At 58.5% G+C, this 15,637-nt stretch carries 14 protein-coding genes; 8 read left to right on the forward strand and 6 right to left on the reverse strand.

What is annotated here, in order from left to right; genetic code table 11:
- Nucleotides 1-2: 2 nt before the first annotated feature.
- The gene (locus HDF12_RS14460; RefSeq protein ID WP_257025675.1) at nt 3-743 is read right to left on the reverse strand and encodes a class I SAM-dependent methyltransferase; all 741 of its coding nucleotides are present in this window, start codon (nt 741-743) and stop codon (nt 3-5) included.
- A 426-nt stretch (nt 744-1,169) separates the two neighbouring features.
- Nucleotides 1,170-2,204, reverse strand: coding sequence for an L-threonine 3-dehydrogenase (gene tdh, locus HDF12_RS14465; protein ID WP_179584472.1), 1,035 nt, complete (start codon nt 2,202-2,204; stop codon nt 1,170-1,172).
- A gap of 198 nt (nt 2,205-2,402) precedes the next feature.
- Between tdh and HDF12_RS14470 the strand changes: the two genes are divergently transcribed.
- Nucleotides 2,403-3,458 (forward strand): 3-deoxy-7-phosphoheptulonate synthase, encoded by a 1,056-nt coding sequence (locus HDF12_RS14470; RefSeq protein ID WP_179584474.1) that lies wholly within the window; start codon nt 2,403-2,405, stop codon nt 3,456-3,458.
- A gap of 157 nt (nt 3,459-3,615) precedes the next feature.
- The gene (locus HDF12_RS14475) at nt 3,616-4,404 is read left to right on the forward strand and encodes a 3-keto-disaccharide hydrolase (protein ID WP_179584476.1); all 789 of its coding nucleotides are present in this window, start codon (nt 3,616-3,618) and stop codon (nt 4,402-4,404) included.
- Nucleotides 4,405-4,446: 42 nt separating this feature from the next.
- On the opposite strand, the gene HDF12_RS14480 is transcribed toward HDF12_RS14475, so the two are convergent.
- Both HDF12_RS14480 and HDF12_RS14485 read right to left on the reverse strand, forming a co-directional pair.
- Nucleotides 4,447-5,073 carry a TetR/AcrR family transcriptional regulator gene (locus HDF12_RS14480; RefSeq protein WP_183787862.1) on the reverse strand — a complete coding sequence of 209 codons (627 nt, stop codon included), beginning with the start codon at nt 5,071-5,073 and terminating at the stop codon, nt 4,447-4,449.
- A gap of 548 nt (nt 5,074-5,621) precedes the next feature.
- Complete coding sequence (locus HDF12_RS14485) at nt 5,622-6,632, reverse strand: hypothetical protein (RefSeq protein WP_179584480.1); 1,011 nt, start codon at nt 6,630-6,632, stop codon at nt 5,622-5,624.
- Between the two features lie 206 nt (nt 6,633-6,838).
- On the opposite strand from HDF12_RS14485, the gene HDF12_RS14490 reads away from it, so the two are divergent.
- Both HDF12_RS14490 and HDF12_RS14495 read left to right on the forward strand, forming a co-directional pair.
- Nucleotides 6,839-7,615, forward strand: coding sequence for a cytochrome b/b6 domain-containing protein (locus HDF12_RS14490; protein WP_348641519.1), 777 nt, complete (start codon nt 6,839-6,841; stop codon nt 7,613-7,615).
- Nucleotides 7,612-8,370 (forward strand): molybdopterin-dependent oxidoreductase, encoded by a 759-nt coding sequence (locus HDF12_RS14495; protein WP_179584482.1) that lies wholly within the window; start codon nt 7,612-7,614, stop codon nt 8,368-8,370. The genes HDF12_RS14490 and HDF12_RS14495 overlap by 4 nt, the downstream gene beginning before the upstream one ends.
- A gap of 99 nt (nt 8,371-8,469) precedes the next feature.
- Here HDF12_RS14495 and HDF12_RS14500 read toward each other — a convergent pair whose 3' ends face one another.
- Nucleotides 8,470-9,165, reverse strand: a complete 696-nt coding sequence (locus HDF12_RS14500; protein WP_179584483.1) for a hypothetical protein — start codon at nt 9,163-9,165, stop codon at nt 8,470-8,472.
- Nucleotides 9,166-9,219: 54 nt separating this feature from the next.
- Here HDF12_RS14500 and HDF12_RS14505 point away from each other — a divergent pair, with 54 nt between their 5' ends.
- The gene (locus tag HDF12_RS14505) at nt 9,220-9,720 is read left to right on the forward strand and encodes a MarR family winged helix-turn-helix transcriptional regulator (protein ID WP_179584486.1); all 501 of its coding nucleotides are present in this window, start codon (nt 9,220-9,222) and stop codon (nt 9,718-9,720) included.
- Between the two features lie 207 nt (nt 9,721-9,927).
- Nucleotides 9,928-11,448 carry a glutamate--tRNA ligase gene (gltX, locus tag HDF12_RS14510; protein ID WP_179584488.1) on the forward strand — a complete coding sequence of 507 codons (1,521 nt, stop codon included), beginning with the start codon at nt 9,928-9,930 and terminating at the stop codon, nt 11,446-11,448.
- A 25-nt stretch (nt 11,449-11,473) separates the two neighbouring features.
- Here gltX and HDF12_RS14515 read toward each other — a convergent pair whose 3' ends face one another.
- Nucleotides 11,474-11,926: a DUF1569 domain-containing protein gene (locus HDF12_RS14515; RefSeq protein WP_179584490.1), complete on the reverse strand. Its 453-nt coding sequence runs from the start codon at nt 11,924-11,926 to the stop codon at nt 11,474-11,476.
- Nucleotides 11,927-12,143: 217 nt separating this feature from the next.
- On the opposite strand from HDF12_RS14515, the gene HDF12_RS14520 reads away from it, so the two are divergent.
- Nucleotides 12,144-15,041 (forward strand): S53 family peptidase, encoded by a 2,898-nt coding sequence (locus HDF12_RS14520; RefSeq protein ID WP_179584492.1) that lies wholly within the window; start codon nt 12,144-12,146, stop codon nt 15,039-15,041.
- Between the two features lie 109 nt (nt 15,042-15,150).
- Nucleotides 15,151-15,555 (forward strand): nuclear transport factor 2 family protein, encoded by a 405-nt coding sequence (locus HDF12_RS14525; RefSeq protein WP_179584494.1) that lies wholly within the window; start codon nt 15,151-15,153, stop codon nt 15,553-15,555.
- Nucleotides 15,556-15,637 lie beyond the last annotated feature (82 nt).

The raw sequence follows: 15,637 nt of genomic DNA on the forward strand, positions 1-15,637 counted from the left end.
GACTAAACCGCCCTCCATTCGACCCGCCTCTCCAGCCATGCGGAGTCGATCAGAGCCTCAGCTCGTTTCTCGCAGACCGCGTACTGATACCAGCCATCATATTGCAGGTCTACCTCGCCCCAAGGCTGCGAATGAATCAACGCGGAAAAGTCAGGCGCACTCATCACGTCAGCCTGTCGCGGCTCGCGATATCTTCCGGCGGGACTATTAGTCACCTTAGAGAGCAGCCACATGCAGCCAAGTGGTATGCGTGTGCGAAAGCCCGAGGTCGGTTCTGCGATAAAGCAGCGTCCCCCCGGCCGCAAAACCCGAAAGATCTCACCCAACACAGCCTCCCTGTTCGCAACAATCAGAAAAAGCCGCGAGACAACAATTGCGTCGACAGAGTTGGAATCATCCGGGAGAGAGTGGGCGTCGCCATGCGCGAACGTGCAGTTCTGAAGACTTCTACTCGCAGCCCGGGACTTCGCTCTCGCCAGCAATCGACGCGAGAGGTCGACACCAGTGGTATGAATCTGCGGATACTCCTGCGAGAGTCGACAGGCATAGAAGCCAGGGCCACAACCCAGCTCAAGAACCCTGGTACCAGGAGCCGGTCTCGCAGAAGGAAACAGCGCTCGACTGATCTCCGGCGTGTGATCGCGAAACAAATATTCACGGCAAAGAGCGTAAAACCACGAGCAGCTCTCAAAGAGGCTGTCCGGCTGATGCGCAGGAGGATGCGCAAGGGTCCGGCCGGGCATTTCGCAGTCGCTTGTTTCCATTCTTGGCCCTGTCAAGGTGTGAACGTGCGCTTCGGTCGAGAACTCCCGGGTTTGCGATGACTCAGATAATAGACGCTTAATGGTCTGGAATGTGCACCGTTCTGCTCCTGCGTAGTTTGATTCACATCTCCCATTAAAGTTACGGCCGTACTAATGTCGTAGATTGCCCGCTTCCGCTACAGATAGCAGCCATCCGGCAGATAACACGGGCGACAGCCCACCACATGCAATCGAAAATTGTATGAATTTTGTTGACCATAGAGAACGCCCGACTTACGAATCCCGACATGTATCTCAGGCCGGCGGACCCATAACGCAGTTCCACCACGATCCGCCCTCTCAGACCGAGGGAAAACCGTGGTGGGATGCGAGCTCTACACCTACCTCAACTCAAGCGCGGACAACCTAAGCAACGTCGCTCCAATCGAGAATCACCTTGCCCGAGTTCCCCGATCGCATCGCCGCAAAGCCGTCTTCATAGTCACGCCAGTTCATCCGGTGCGTAATCACTCCCGAAATATCCAATCCACTCTCAAGCATCACGGTCATCTTGTACCAGGTCTCATACATCTCCCGTCCGTAAATGCCGCGAATCGTAAGCTGGTTGAACACCACCTGGTTCCAGTTGATCGAGATATCCTCCGACGGAATCCCGAGCATCGCAATCTTCGCGCCGTGGCTCATATTCGCGAGCATATCCCGGAATGCGTTCGGATTGCCCGACATCTCAAGCCCCACATCGAAGCCCTCCTGCATATGCAGCTTCTGCTGAATCTCCTTCAGAGGTGTAGCCCGAGGATCCACTGCAAGCGTCACCCCAACCTTCTCCGCCAGCGCCCTGCGATACTCATTCGGGTCTGAGATCACCACATGCCGAGCTCCGGCATGCCGCGCCACCGCCGCAGCCATAATCCCGATCGGCCCCGCGCCTGTAACCAGCACATCCTCGCCAAGCACCGGAAACGCCAGCGCTGTATGCACCGCATTTCCCAGCGGATCAAAGATCGCCGCGATCTCATGCGGCACCCCTGGACTATGAATCCAGATGTTCGACATGGGCAGCACAATGTACTCCGCGAACGCCCCGTTACGATTCACCCCGACACCCAGCGTGAACGCGCAAAGATGCCTCCGCCCAGCAAGACAATTGCGGCAGCGCCCACAGACCACATGCCCCTCGCCGCTCACCAGCTGCCCGATCGGAATGTCGTTTACGTTCGACCCCACCGCCACCACTTCGCCGACAAACTCATGCCCAATCGTCAGCCCCTGCTTGATCGTCGAACGGGCCCACGCATCCCACTCATAAATGTGGAGGTCGGTACCGCAAATCCCGGTAGCCAGAACACGAATCTTAACGTCATTGATGCCCATCTCAGGCTCGGGAACATCCTCTAGCCACAGGCCGCGTTCTTCGCGGCTCTTCACTAATGCCTTCACTTGGGGGAAACCTTTCCTGTTGCATCTCGCAGATGAATCGCGGCTTCGTCGAAGACAACCCGCAGCTACTATTCTAGTCTGCACCCGATCGTCCGCCAGTACACAGCAGCCATCAGGCTATAAGATTGAGGGGACGTGATACTTTCACAAGACTCACAGCGGAATGCCGCTCCATCTGATCCGACTCAAGCGAGACCCATGCTCTTTCCCACCGATGACCTTCGCATCACCTGGACCAAAGTCGTCCTTCCGCCCGTCGCCCTCGAAGAAGAGCTCCCCATCACCGAAGCCGCCTCTGCAACCGCCTACAAGGCTCGCACCGAGATCATCAAAATCCTCCACGGCGAAGACCATCGCCTCCTAGTAGTCGTCGGCCCCTGCTCCATCCACGACACCGAAGCCGCCCGCGAGTACGCCGAGCTCCTCAAATCCGCCATCGCCGAGCACTCCCGCGAACTCTGCATCATCATGCGCGTCTACTTCGAGAAACCCCGCACCACACTCGGCTGGAAGGGCCTCATCAACGACCCCTACCTCGACGAGTCCTTCAAGATTAACGACGGCCTCCGCAAAGCCCGCCATCTCCTCCTCGACCTCGCCGAGATGGGCGTCCCCGCCGGCACCGAGTTCCTCGACATGATCTCCCCCCAGTACGTCTCCTCGCTTGTCAGCTGGGGAGCCATCGGCGCCCGCACCACCGAAAGCCAGGTCCACCGCGAACTCGTCTCCGGACTCTCCTGCCCCGTTGGCTTCAAAAACGGAACCTCCGGAAATGTCCAGATCGCCATCGAAGCCATCCTCTCCGCCGGCCAGGCGCACAACTTCCTCGGCCACACCAAACACGGCCAGACCGCCATCTTCGTCACCAAAGGCAATCACGACACCCACATCATCCTGCGCGGCGGACGCAACACCACCAACTACGACGCCACCGCCGTCGAAGACACCTGCAAGCAGATGGAGAAGGCCGGCATCCGCCCCCAGGTCATGATCGACTGCAGCCACGCCAACAGCCACAAAGACCACACCCAGCAGTCAGGCGTCGCCAGCAACGTGGCCGCCCAGATCGCCGCCGGAGACAAGCGCATCATAGGAGTCATGCTCGAAAGCAACCTCGTAGCCGGCGCCCAAAAACTAGTCCCCGGCAAACCCCTCGTCTACGGCCAGTCCATCACAGACGCCTGCATCGACTGGCCCGAAACTAAAACCGCCCTGGCCGAACTAGCCGCCGCCGTCCGCTCCGCCCGCAGCTAACCAAGCCACCTTCCCAACCGATATCCAAGAAGTCGTCATCCTGAGCGGAGCGAAGGATCCCCGTATTTTGTCCTCGCGGATCCATCCGTTCACCTGTAGCAAGATGACGACGCTCTCAGGCAGCGCACGATTGGGTATATTCTCTTCTAGAAAAATCATGCGCATTCAACCTTCGAACTTCCTCGCACTCGCAGCCCTGATCGCCGCCACTTCCCTCACCGCCCAACAGCCTGCCGCACCAAAACACCAGGACACCGAAGTCTACGAGCCGGTCCCCCCAATCGTCACACCCGGCATCACCGACTCCGCGCCCCCCTCCGACGCCATCGTCCTCTTCGACGGAAAAAACCTAGACCAATGGGTCTCCACCAAAGACAAATCCCCCGCCGCATGGACCGTCGCCGACGGCATCCTCACCGTCAGCAAAGCGCCCGGTTCCGGCAACATCGAAACCAGGCGCACCTTCAAGAACTACCAGCTCCACATCGAGTGGAGAATCCCCGAGAACATCACCGGCACCGACCAGGCACGCGGAAACAGCGGCGTCTTCCTCGCCTCCACCGGCCCCGGCGACGCCGGATACGAGCTCCAGATCCTCGACTCCTACAACAACAAGACCTACGTCAACGGCCAGGCCGGAAGCATCTACAAGCAGGCCATTCCCCTCGCCAATCCAAACCGCAAACCCGGCGAGTGGCAGACCTACGACGTAATCTGGACCGCACCAACTTTCAACGCCGACGCCACCGTCAAAACTCCCGCCTACGCCACCGTCCTCTTCAACGGCGTCCTCGTCGAGAATCACTTCGAACTAAAAGGTGAAACGCTCTACATCGGCCAGCCCTTCTACAAAAAGTACGATACCGCCCCCATCAAACTGCAAGCCCACGGCGACAAGAGCGAACCCATCAGCTTCCGCAACATCTGGGTCCGCGAACTCAAATAGCAAACCTTCCCACACCGAAGAGAGCCTGAATCTCATCGCAAACTAACGTGTCGGGACTTCCAGCAGAGCGTCAAATATTCGGTTAGCAACCTTCTTGATGACATTCTTATTCATAAGATGGTTTTCCAATTGAGATTCGAGAACGAGAGCAGAGATCACGGGTCCCAGGGTTTGGACCGCGACCGCCCGACTGATCGCATCTTTTCCTTTCGCGGCTGCCCCTAGTATGTCGGCAAGCTTCTTTTCATCAGTCCGGTAGAGGATTCCGGCGTACAACGTCTGCAGCCGCTTCTTCGATTCGGGATGCCGCAAGGCAAAAAGTTTGAATTCCAATACTAAAAGGGACCACGCCTGGTCTTCAGTGCGCTCCAGGAAAAAATTCCGAACAGCATTCATATTCCCGTCAACGGTCGTTGATGCGGCCAAAATCTTTTCCATTCGAGCGCGGTAGCAATTCGTGCGCTCCTCAATGAGCGCGAGAAAGATATCCTCTTTGCTCTTGAATTGCGCGTAGATTGCACCCTTGGTGCGCCCGGCAAGGGCCGCAATCTCTCCCAGTTCTGCCCCTTCGTATCCGTCCCGCACGAAGATCGTTTCAGCAGCCTGGAGCAAAAGTGCCCGCGTCTCTCTTGTCCTGAGTTCGTGTTTGTTAGCTGTTTTGACTGTCATCTTCTCTGGTCTCATGTTCGTGAAGTAAAGCCCTTCCTCGGCGGTTGAAACGCGCTCTGCGCAATGGCGAAGACTATTCATCATCATAATTTGGTTTGAGTACGACGCTTCGACGGCTCCAACTCGATGGAGCCAACTCACTATCTGCAGACTAGTGCCGGCCACGTTGATAAAGGTGGTGATACCTGATTCTGATTGATCAAAGTTCGCTCTTCGCTCCCAAAGCATCTGACGACCGCGAGCCCTGATCCTCAGATACGCCTGACCTCGCCTCCAGAAGAGCCTGACGGAGCTCCTGATTGGTCTTGAGAAGATCACAAACAAGCGAGCGCAAGGAATTGAGCCTGTGGTCCATCTCCAGGTACGAATCGTTACTCCAACGATTGTCAGTCGTGTGCGGTACTTCGCCGGTGTTCATGTTTCCTCTCTGTTTTTCGCTCAAAGCTCAGAAAGTGAAGCTCTTGGGTGCTTACAGTGTAGAAAGGAGCAAGGAACTCTGCTAAGAGCGCCGTCACGCAGCCTCCATGACGGACGACGCTTCTGCGGATTTACGAAGCAGGGTCGACGATGTTCTTCGCTGAGTTGCTCTTGTCGGCGCTCTTCAGCACGGTAGCGTAATGCTTGGCAATACTTTTGGCGACGTGATCCGCGACGTTTGTGCTCTCGGACTCGCCTCGCATCGTCGCCGTGATCTGTTCGCTTGTATTCAGCCTTCCCGACGAATCGGTGAAAGTGACATCGAACTTCATCTGCGTGGTCCCAACGAACATTCCGGCAGGGCCCAGAGCTGCACGCATCACCGAGCTTCCCTCCTTGAAAGTCGCAATCGAGATGTGAACCTTGTACTGTGGGCACACACCTTGGCCATTATCTTCGCCACCCCGATAGACATGCGCGACTTCTTTCGTACTCTGAATACGATCGATCAGGTGCTCGTATACGAGTGCTCGATAGGCAGCCGGCACCTCAGCTTGATCCCAGTTGGGAGCGGACACAAGCACACTCTTCGGTTCAATCGGGGCGTTATGACAGACCGTCTCCGAAAATTTCCGTGGCGGCACAGGACTTAAAACGAAGCTCTCCAGCGCACGGTCTGCCTCTTTGGCTGGTAGTAAGAAGACAGCAGCGTGATAGCCGCCGCTGCTGTCGTTGAACTCAACCGTCAGCATGTCGACCCGGTGATGCATGACGGCAGCCGCTGCGACGCCGCCGCCATCAGGGATCGTCATTCTCAAGAGCCTTCCGCCGATACCCCAGATCTCGACTCTCTGGTTGCCGGCGCTCACGGCCGTTACAGAACTGCGCTGAATGGACGTATTGCCCGACTTCCCTGTGAACGTAAGGGCATCCGCACCGAGCGTCAATGTGCCTTTTTTATTGGGCTTCATATCTGGTAGCCCATACACATGTTCAGCCTTGGTGGACTTCCAGGTTGCGACAGTAGCAAGAACGGCATGATCTTGGGAAACAACCTGGATGGTTGCAGCCGAGAGATGGGTTGGCACGCATAAAGACGCGTGAAGGATAAGCACGAACGCAGCACCGGATAGATGTTTCATAACCCTCCTAAAAAATACGTACTAGTAGGTATATATATTAAGACTCGACTGATGTCAATTGCGCTATCTCGAATGGACCCCTCTTGAAGGACCCTAAATAACCTGAGCGCCCGAAACAAATCGCCAACGCGCCCTTGCAAACCAGCTGAAATCTAAGTGCGCGATTAAAATTCAACTCCTCGATTCCCCGGTGCTATCCTCCGGGTGTGCCACGCACGTCCGTACTGCGCGAATCCGAAGATCCCCGACACTCCGCACTCGTTCGCCTTACTCACTGGATAACCACCGCAGCTTTCTTCGCCCTGCTGTTGACCGGCATTGAGATCGTCATCTCTCATCCCCGTTTCTACTGGGGCGAGACCGGCAACGTGAACATGGCTCCGCTCGTCAACCTGCATATCCCTTCATCACGAGGCACCGTGCCCACTGGCTATCGTGTCCTCCCCGACCAGAACGGCTGGAGTCGTTACCTCCACTTTGAGGCCGCATGGGTCCTCGTTCTCACGGGGCTGCTCTACCTCGGGGCAAGCCTGTGGAACGGACACCTCCGCAACCACCTGCTCCCTCCCCGTGGCCAGCGCACCTGGCAAGCCTACCGCGACGTGATCGCAATGTACCTCCACCGCCGCCCATCCTCTGAGGAACCCGGTGCCAATGCTTACAACGTGATCCAGCGGACCGCCTATCTGACTGTAATCTTCGTGTTATTCCCGCTCATCATCTGGACCGGCCTCGCTCAGTCGCCGTCGCTTGTCTCCGCCTATCCCTTCCTCGCAAGCGCACTCGGAGGCCGGCAGTCCGCACGCACGCTGCACTTCCTCGTCTCCGGAGCAATCCTGCTCTTTGTCCTGACTCACATCGCCATGGTCATCCACGCAGGCTTCCGCAGCCATGTCCGGGCGATGATCACAGGCCGGACCGACAACCCAGCACCCACGCAGGCAGCCCACCCAACAGTCGCATCCCTACCGGAGCAGCCATGACTCCTATCTCACGACGCAAGCTCATCACCTCTGGCTTGGCCGCGACCGCCGGCGTCTCAGGCCTGGCCGTCGCCTCCCATCTCTCTCGCCGCTTCGGACTCATCCCACCCGACTGCGCCGGCCCTTATGGCCTCGGCACCACACTCACCTACGCCGCGCAACGCCTCATCACCGCGCACTCGCCGGCACGTCAGTTCCCACGCGGAATGATCTCGAAGATGCCGTTCGCCAACGCCATCGCCCCACCAAACGACGCCTTCAAGGCTCATCAGGCGAGCGGATTCGCCAACTGGAAGCTGGACGTAGATGGAATGGTTGCGCATCCCACCAGCTTCTCGCTCCCCGACCTCCGCAGCATGGCTCTTAACAGCCAGATCACCGAGGTCGTCTGCGAAGAGGGATGGTCCTACATCGCCGAGTGGATCGGCACGCCGCTCACCGACGTGCTCCACTGCGCAGGGATCCTGCCGCAGGCGCGTTACATCGTCTACCACTCCATCGAGAGCGACTGGTGGGACAGCATCGACATGGCCGACGCCCTGCACCCTCAAACGCTCCTCACCTGGGGCATGAACGACGGGGACCTCCCGGTCTCCTTCGGTGGCCCTCTTCGCCTCCGCGTCCCCCGACAGCTCGGCTACAAGAGTGTGAAGTTCATCCACCGCATCACAGCCACCGATTCGCTCAAAAGCTTCGGAAAGGGTCTGGGCTCCTCGGAGCCCGAATTCGGCTATGCCTGGTATGCCGGCATCTAAAGGCATCGGCACGTCACCGCACCTCCAAACCGACCAGCAACTGACAACTGACAACTGAAGACACGTTCGTGTTATCGCGTCCCGCGCAACGGCAACCTCCTAAGCATCGAGGACACTGGCCGCTCCCGCTTCGTCGCGGCTCTTCGTCAACTTCACCGCCGCAAGCAACAGCCAAATGAACCCCAGGTATCGAGTGATTGGGATCAGAAAGTTCGCCGGGTATGCGACCAGGCTGAGCGAGGAGAACTCTCCCGCAACTGCGACAAGCATTCCCAGTGCAATCAACCAACGTGGAAGGAGACGGTAAAAATAGCTCGTGACGCACACCCCTGCAGCCAGCAAGCCGAACCCAACCGCGTAGGCGGCCCCTCCAAACAGAAAACTGAGAAAGAGGATAGCCCGAACCATCGGCACAGACGCGGCAACATCAGGCAAAGACAACACCCAGCCGAATAGTCCGGAAAGAATCAACGCGCTGGCCGCCGTCAATCCGCCGAAGAGCGCAATGTTCGTACCCGCAGCCCGAACCCCCAAAAACCGCAACCGGCTGACCATCGTGACGGCAAAGAGCCCAAGAGGTACGGCGGAGGCAAATAAGAAGAAGTTGCTTACACGGACAGCGGTGGGATTTTGTTCAAAAAAAGCGCGGACAGTCTCACCCGCCGCAAAAGGGTTGATATAAGGCGCCCCGTGCCGGAGCGTCGCACCTGCTACGAGACCCGCTGCGAAGAGCAGGATATGTACCGTCCCGAGCAGAATTAACGAAGGTCCACGAAATTTCGGAGATACTTTCATAATATAATCGTTTATATTATAAATGAATATTAAATGCAATGATATTCTTACGACATGGACCGCAAAGAGATGGAAAACGGACAGCCGGCATTTCTGCTCGCGCAGTTGGGCGCGCATGCCGCGAATCAATTCACCGAGCGATTAGCTGTGTTGCAACTTACTCCAGCAGATGCGGGGATCCTGCGGTTGCTGCGCGTCGCGGCGGCGATCAGCCAGCAGGAACTCTCCGAGAAGTTGCGCATCCATCCAAGCCGCCTGGTGGCCATCCTGGACAATCTGGAACGCCGGCAACTTGTCGAGCGGAAGCCAAACCCCAACGACCGAAGGCTGTATTCGCTCCATCTCACCAGGGCAGGAGGCGAAATCCTGGAGCGAATTGGCAAGGTGGCCCGTGAGCATCAGGATGCGCTCCTCTCCGCACTGAGCGCCGGCGATCGCAAAAAGTTAACCGAGTTGCTGCTGCAGGTTGCAGACCAGCAGAAGCTCACTCGCGGTGTTCACCCTGGGTATCAGCGGCTGGGCAAGACGAAGCCTTCCGACCTCAAGCATTCCTAATGCTCTACCAACCATTCGATCCCCCGGTGTTCCAGAAAGCGTAAACGTCGGCAGAGCAGAATGAGCCTGTCCTGATCAAAGCGCACGATCCGGCAAAGCGGCCGGCGTCATCAAAGAGCAGCCCACCGCGCGCCTGCATCCCTCCCGGCCATCGCCATGAATCCCCGGACCTGCCGCCCGCTCTGCTAGCATTAACTCTTGGCCTTTATGACGAATAGCACTAGCACCACCGAAGCCCCCATCCGCGTCCGCATCGCTCCCTCCCCCACCGGCGACCCCCACGTAGGCACCGCCTACATCGGCCTCATCAACTATCTCTACGCCCGCCAGCGCAACGGAAAATTCGTCCTCCGCATCGAGGACACCGACCGCGCCCGCTTCGTCGCCACCTCCGAGCAGGAGATCTTCAACTCCCTCCGCTGGCTCGGCCTCACCTGGGACGAAGGCCCCGACCTCGGCGGCCCCTACGGCCCCTATCGCCAGTCCGAGCGCACCGAAATCTACCGCGAGCACGTCGAGCTCCTCCTCGCCAACGGCACCGCCTATCGCTCCTTCGAAACTCCCGAAGAGCTCGAAGACCTGCGCCAGCGCCAGATCGCCTCCAAGCTCCCGCCGCGCTACGACGGCGCCCACCGCGAACTCTCCCAGGCACAAATCGACACGTACCTCGCCGAAGGCCGCCCCTACACTGTCCGCCTCAAAGTTCCTGCCGGCGACCCCGCCTTCACTGAGTTCCGAGACGAACTCCGCGGCGTCATCCGCTTCGAGCACTCCAACGTCGACGACCAGGTCCTCATGAAGTCCGACGGCTTCCCCACCTACCACCTCGCCAACGTCGTCGACGACCACCTCATGCGCATCACCGACGTCATCCGCGCCGAAGAGTGGATCTCCTCCACTCCCAAGCACGTCCTCCTCTACAAAGCCTTCGGCTGGCAGATCCCCCGCTTCTGGCACATGCCCCTCTTGCGCAACCTCGACAAGTCCAAAATCTCCAAGCGCAAGAATCCCGTCTCGCTCATCTACTACCGCCAGGCCGGCTTCCTCCCCGAAGCCATGATCAACTTCCTCGGCCTCATGGGCGGCGGCATGCCAGCACCCACCACCGAATCCACACCCACACAGCCCGCGACGAAATCAAGCGAGACCGACATCTTCACCCTCCCCGACATGGTCGCCCGCTTCGACGTAAAAAACATCCGCCTGGGCGGCCCCGTCTTCGACCTAACCAAACTCAAGTGGCTCAACGGCGAGTACATCCGCGCCCTCACGCCAGAGAAGTTCTACGCTGCCCTACGCGAAACCATCCTCAGCGACGCCTACCTGCAACAAATAGCCCCACTAGTCCAAACCCGCATCGAAACCCTCGGCGAGTTCGGCAACCTCACCCACTTCCTCTTCGCCGACTACATCATGCCGCCCGCTGAAGTCTTCGTCCCCAAAAAGCGCACCCCCGAAGAAACCCTGGCCTTCGCCGCCGAGCAACTCACCGTGCTCGAAGCCACCGACTGGACCCACGAAGCCCTCGAGCCCGCCCTAAAAAAACTAGGCGAAGAAAAGCAGTGGTCCGTCAAAGAAAACTTCATGCTCCTCCGCGCGATCCTCACGGGCAGCACCATGTCCCCGCCGCTCTTGGAAAGCATGGTAGTCTTCGGCAAATCCCGCACCCTCGACCGAGTCCGCCGCTTCCTCGAAACCCAAAAGAAACTCGCCAACACAAAGAAGTAGTCGAAGCCCTGGGCCCCAGGAAGCACTAAGCCCCAAACTGCCGCAGATGATGATCCAGGTGCTTATACATCCACGCGGACCACTCCTCCGGCGTCAACCGCCCGAAGAAACTATGCGGATGGTCAGTACATCCCTCCGGCCCACCCGCAGCAAAACGGTCGATCAGCCCGCATAACCGGCTACGTTCCGCCTCAAGGTCCCGTTCGTCCTCCACCGCCAGCCCCGGCACCGTAGGCGAGTTTTTGCGCATCGGCTCACCGTCTCGAAACGCCATCGGCTTCACCAACGGCCCCAGAATCCGCCCGATCAACACCCGCGGCGGACGCCGATCCCCCAACGCCAATTCCATTCCCCTCGCACAATGCTCCACCGCCTGCGCAGCATTCATCTTGCCCCAATGCGCAGCGCTATCAGGCCGCAACTGCGCCATCCGTCCCTTCACCTCTTCCACTGCCGACCGTTCAAAGAGATTTTTCATGCGAAAAGTCTACTCCAGAAAAAAACCTGCCCCAGTCGCGATCCAACTCCCGCTCAAAGCCTCCCGAACTCTTCGTTTGTACATGGCACAATCGTGGCACGTTACCGCCGCAACTGTTCTCTCGCAAAATCTATTAGAGTTCCCGCAACCTCCTCTGCTAGTCTCTTGTCTGTTTCCCCCAACGCGTTCAGGCCCAAGAAAAGAGTATTAGCTCCATATGAAGCACTTTCGTCGAGTACTCCTGCCACTCCTTACCGTGGCCCTGCTGGTCTCCTCTCTGCCCTCGTTCTCCCAAACCCCTGCCTCCCAAACCTCGTTCTCCCAAACTCCGGAGCCCCGGATAAAAGGCCCCATCACCGAGGCATCTCGCGTAGTCCTTTCCAACTCACGCACCCCCAGAGTCCACACCGCTGACGACCTCGGCGCCCTCTCCTCCGAGACACCCATCCCCGGCATCACGCTCGTCTTCAAGCGCTCCGCCACGCAGGAAGCCACCCTGCAAGAGCTTCTCTCCGCCCAGCAGAACCCAGCCTCGCCCCTCTATCACCAATGGCTCACCCCGGAGACCTTCGCCACCCGCTTCGGTGTCGCCGACCAGGACATCGCCGCAACTCAAAGCTGGCTCGTATCCCGCGGCTTTCACATCGACAGCGTCTCCCGCAGCCGCGACCGCATCACCTTCTCCGGCACCGCCGCGCAGGTCCAGGCCGCCTTCGGCACTGAGCTCCACAACTACCGCACCGAAGGCGAGCTACACTTCGCCCCCGCCGCCGACCTCACCCTCCCCGCCGAACTCACCCCCGTCACCGCCGCCGTCCTCCACCTCTCCGACTTCCGCCCCAAGCCAAACCTAAAAGTACAAACCCACCCCCATCCCGACTACACAACACTGGCAACCCAAACCCACTACCTCGGCCCACAAGACATCGCCACAATGTACGACCTGAACACGCTCTACAGCAGCGGGTTCACGGGTTCGGGCCAAGGCCTCGCTGTGGTCGGTCAGTCCGATGCGGATACTACCTCCGCGGTCTCGTTCTTCAAGGGAAACCTCTCGCCGGGCAGCATCGGTAACATCAGCTTTGTCCTGGTTCCAGGCTCAGGTGTCGAGGCCATCTCGCCAGGCGATGAGGGGGAGTCCGAGATCGACCTCGAATACTCCTCCGGTATCGCAACAGAGGCCAACATATTCTTCGTTCATGTAGGTGCTAACCAGAACTACGATGTATTCGACGCCCTGGCGTTCACGATCGACCAGAATATAGCCCCCGTAATCAGCATCAGTTATGGCGTCTGCGAATCGCTGATGAGCGCGACAGATCTTGATCAGGGAAATGCGCTCTTCGAACGAGCGGCCGCCCAAGGACAAACCATTGTCGCTGCTGCGGGTGACAGCGGCTCCACAGCTTGCGTCGATTTCACCTCTTCAGGGCTCTCGCTCACGCAGCAACAGGCTCTCTCGGTCTCCTATCCTGCGGACAGTCCCTATGTCACAGCAATTGGCGGAACCCAGATGGCGACCGGAACCTTTGCCCCAGGGTCCAGTCAATATTGGTCAGCCGCCAACAACGAAAACCTGAGCAGTTCTTTACTTTCCTACGTTCCAGAGGTGGTTTGGAACGAGGGTTCGTCTTCGTTCGGCATCGCCGCGGGTGGGGGTGGGGCCAGCACCCACTTCTCCAGACCCACATGGCAGTCCGCCGTTCCCGGGATACCTTCTGGAGCCTATCGCCTATTGCCCGACGTCGCGCTTCAGTCCTCCATCGCCAGTCCCGGCTTTCTGTTCTGCTCCGGCGACCCTTCCCTGACGAACTCACAAGGGGAGACAGCCAGTTGTGCCAATGGACTGGGAGGTAGCAACACGAACTTCCCCGTAGCCGGAGGAACTAGCTTTGCCACGCCCATCTTCGCTGGTCTAATCGCCATCCTCAATCAGGCCCAGCAGGAAACAGGACAGGGAAACATCAATCCCATCCTGTACGGCCTGGCATCAAATCCTGCATCGTACGCAGCGGTATTTCACGATATTGTCTCGGGCACGAATGCCTGCGCTTCCACCACTCCCTCTTGTGCAGCCCCCGGCGAGTCAGGATATACAGCAACTCCGGGATATGACGAGGCCACCGGCCTAGGCAGCGTCGATTTCGGCCAGTTGGCTAAGGCGTTACCTTCGAGCCCAACCACGAAACTAGTGCCGACCACTATCCGGATCAATTCTGTTGGTACCGACACTCCCGGAGATATTGCCGTTCAAATTACCGTGGGACCGGCCATCTCTCCTGTGAATGCCGTTGCTCTCACCGGCGGCATTTCGGTCTCCCTCGATGGCACTGTCTTGAACCCTTCGCTTGCGTTCCCGTCGACTCCTTACTATAACGACGGCGGCCAACTCATCACCTTTCCTTTTCCGCAGCCGTCAACCCCCGGCTCTCATCTGCTGACCGTCGCCTATCCGGGCGACGCAACGCTTTCACCTTCCATCGCGACCTACGCCTTCCAGGTCGGGAACCTGACAGCGACCGGTAGCTTCACGGTGGCAGCCGCAAACATCACGGTCGCAAACGGCAGCCAGGGCAGCATTCCAATCAGCGCAACACCCGCTGGAGGCTACAGTGGCAGGGTCGCCTGGTCTCTCGCCGCCGCTACGTCTACTGGCACCTCTGAGGTGTGTTATTTCATCAGCGCATCGACCACCAACAATCCGAACGCGGCCACACTGAACATCGGCGTCGGCTCGGCATGTACTCGCGTAGTTTCGGGCGAACCTACGAGTTTTCGCACTCTCACCTCACACGCATCTTCGAGACGAGAAACGTCATCGAAGTGGCGCAGCACGCCAGGAATTGTCATCTATGCAGGCCTGCTGGTGGGCGGATCTTTCTTTACGAGAAGACGAAGAAGACTCAGCCCATCACTGTGGCTCGCTGTCGCGTTCATCACAATAGCGAGCCTGGGACTCTCGGGCTGCGGAGGAAGTGGAGGTGGAAGTTCCGGCGGAACCGGCAATACAACACCCCCGCCCAACGCGAGCACCTACACCCTCACACTGACCGGAACCGATTCCGTGAACACCGCAATCAAAGCTTCAACCAACTTCACCCTCACGGTAAATTAGCCGGATTCACCCGAACCCCGAAGCGTCACGGCTACCGTAATCAGGAAATTTGAAACCCTTAGCCACGCTAGACTATCTCCATCTCTGAAACTGCCGAAATGGTTTCATTATGCAAATCGCCGACCACCTGAAGTCCCTCGAAGAACATCTCCTCGACCCCACCGTCCGCCGCGACTCGGAAACCCTCGCCTCCTATCTCGCCGACGACTTCCTCGAGTTCGGTGGCTCAGGCCGAGTCTTCGACAAAGCCGCCATCCTCGAAGACCTCGCAAAAGAGTTTCAAGACGAACCACCCCGCCCAGCCTCCCTCCTCTCTGACTTCAAAACCAGAGAACTAGCCCCCAACGTCATCCTCGCAACCTACAAAGCTACCCGGCGCAACGCCGCGGGAGAACCAATCGGCCAGTCCTTGCGAAGCTCCATCTGGACGCACGTCAACGGCCAATGGCAGATCACCTTCCACCAAGGCACCCCGATACTCGCCACTCAAAATCCACCCGCAACCCGAAAATAAATCTCAAAAACATGGCGTATTTTTCGCGCCTGAAAATGCGACTGCAAAACACCACTTCCCCACCACAATCCACCACGATCCT

The organism is Tunturiibacter gelidiferens (assembly GCF_013410115.1).
In the GTDB taxonomy this organism is placed as follows: Bacteria; Acidobacteriota; Terriglobia; order Terriglobales; family Acidobacteriaceae; genus Edaphobacter; species Edaphobacter gelidiferens.

Coding starts and splice junctions, on each gene's coding strand:
- HDF12_RS14460 (WP_257025675.1), bottom strand. CDS start 743: ATGCCCGGCCGGACCCTTGCGCATCCTCCTGCGCATCAGCCGGACAGC.
- HDF12_RS14470 (WP_179584474.1), top strand. CDS start 2,403: ATGCTCTTTCCCACCGATGACCTTCGCATCACCTGGACCAAAGTCGTC.
- HDF12_RS14475 (WP_179584476.1), top strand. CDS start 3,616: ATGCGCATTCAACCTTCGAACTTCCTCGCACTCGCAGCCCTGATCGCC.
- HDF12_RS14480 (WP_183787862.1), bottom strand. CDS start 5,073: ATGACAGTCAAAACAGCTAACAAACACGAACTCAGGACAAGAGAGACG.
- HDF12_RS14485 (WP_179584480.1), bottom strand. CDS start 6,632: ATGAAACATCTATCCGGTGCTGCGTTCGTGCTTATCCTTCACGCGTCT.
- HDF12_RS14495 (WP_179584482.1), top strand. CDS start 7,612: ATGACTCCTATCTCACGACGCAAGCTCATCACCTCTGGCTTGGCCGCG.
- HDF12_RS14500 (WP_179584483.1), bottom strand. CDS start 9,165: ATGAAAGTATCTCCGAAATTTCGTGGACCTTCGTTAATTCTGCTCGGG.
- HDF12_RS14505 (WP_179584486.1), top strand. CDS start 9,220: ATGGACCGCAAAGAGATGGAAAACGGACAGCCGGCATTTCTGCTCGCG.
- gltX (WP_179584488.1), top strand. CDS start 9,928: ATGACGAATAGCACTAGCACCACCGAAGCCCCCATCCGCGTCCGCATC.
- HDF12_RS14515 (WP_179584490.1), bottom strand. CDS start 11,926: ATGAAAAATCTCTTTGAACGGTCGGCAGTGGAAGAGGTGAAGGGACGG.
- HDF12_RS14520 (WP_179584492.1), top strand. CDS start 12,144: ATGAAGCACTTTCGTCGAGTACTCCTGCCACTCCTTACCGTGGCCCTG.
- HDF12_RS14525 (WP_179584494.1), top strand. CDS start 15,151: ATGCAAATCGCCGACCACCTGAAGTCCCTCGAAGAACATCTCCTCGAC.